Origin of the sequence: Flavobacterium branchiophilum NBRC 15030 = ATCC 35035 (assembly GCF_002217205.1) — a bacterium.
Lineage (GTDB): Bacteria > Bacteroidota > Bacteroidia > Flavobacteriales > Flavobacteriaceae > Flavobacterium > Flavobacterium branchiophilum.
Genome location: NZ_MUGT01000069.1, coordinates 1 through 1,620, shown reverse-complemented (window position 1 = coordinate 1,620; position 1,620 = coordinate 1). Strand labels below are relative to the sequence as shown.

Annotated in this window: 2 protein-coding genes; both read left to right on the top strand. The window is 30.3% G+C overall.

All coding sequences use genetic code 11. From position 1 onward, the window contains the following. Positions 1–511, top strand: a 511-nt coding sequence (locus B0A58_RS09285) for a hypothetical protein (RefSeq protein ID WP_207758841.1), incomplete at its 5' end; no start/stop codon positions are given. 16 nt (positions 512–527) lie between these two features. Then, positions 528–1,620: hypothetical protein (locus B0A58_RS09280; protein ID WP_133063112.1), on the top strand; the 1,093-nt coding region annotated here is incomplete at its 3' end.

Sequence of the window (1,620 nt, the reverse complement as noted above, 5' to 3'; positions counted from 1 at the left end):
ATTTAATATGCCTGAATTAAGAGAAGTTCATAATTTAGAGCATTATATACATGTTACTAATTTGGAATATCCAAATTTATCAAAAATAAATAATCTTGGTATTGACTATGGTCCAATTAATCAAGAAATAAATTTCCCTATATTAGAAATGAGCAACATTATTGGTATGGAGGTTTATTCGGGTGTAGTTAATTTACCTCGTCTTTTAACAACAAAATATTTTGCCGTATCTGGTAATAACTCTATTATTAACACCCCTATTCTAGTACGTGCTGATTATTTACACTGGTTAAGTAATGATAATATTATAATGCCAAATTTAAACTATTGTATAGAATATGAAAGATACCCGCCATCGTCTGAAGCTGTAAATAATGTATTAAATCAATTTATAAATATTAATCCAACAAGTGGAAAACATATCAAACTTTACGGCTATTTAGCTACAGGGCAGGGTATTATAGACAAACAAACGCTTATCAATCAAGGGAATACAGTAACCAATTATTAATATAAATTTTAGAAACATGAAAACACAATTTTACAATTTAAAATTCATACTTTTGGGTATGTTTTTTTCAACATTAATGCTAGCACAAACAGGTGACGTAGGTCCTACTCTAGTAATTTCTTCTACAATAAATTATAACACAAATAATTACGCAGCCTCAAAAACAAATAGTTTTCAAATACCATCGGAATATAAAATGTATCAAGTAAATAGTGCTAATACAACAAATGCAAGTACAGGTGAATTTAAATACTTAAATGAAGCTGTTAATCAAGCATTAACTTGGAATTTTCAAAGAATTATTATCCTTGAAGGAGAGTATTTTGTAAATAATGCCATTATAATTGACAACACAAATGGTTCGACTCATATTAATGCAACTGGTAACATAACCATAGAAGGCGAAGGTTTCGGTACAAAAATTAATCCAGCGGGTGGCTACACTGGTAATATTTTTGAAGTAAGATCACATTACAATACCATAAAAAATCTTGCTATTCATATAGAAGGTTCTGGCACAGGTATATATGTAGCACAAGACGCAACAGTAACAGCAAATGATCCAAATGGTGTTTCAAGAGAAATTGACAATTACCATAATACTTTTGAAAATCTATACATTGGTCATAAAGCTTTGTATGGAAGCACTACACAAACTAATGTAGCTGCTAGAGGCATTGTACTAGATGGTCAATACAAAGATGTGGGTTATAATAAATTTTCTAACATTGTAATAAAAGGGTTGCACACAGGCATAACATTTAGAAAAGGTGCTGTTTCTGGTGCTCGCATTCATGATAATGTTTTTACAAATGTAAATTTTGCTAGAGTGGTAAGAGGAATCTTTTTTGATTCTACTAATTTACAAGAATCTACACAAAGCGGGCAATTAATTTATGATGATGTTTCAGATAATATTTTTTCAAATTTCAGCCTACAAACAGCAAGTGTTACAGAATATTATGTGCATAATATATATGGCAGAAACAATACATTTAGCAATTTTAAATCAGCAGATTGGGGTACTTACAATTCTGATATTGCACACAGAGCCGTATTTAGTATTTCTAGCAAGGCACAACATACTACCATTCAAAACTCTGAAGTTG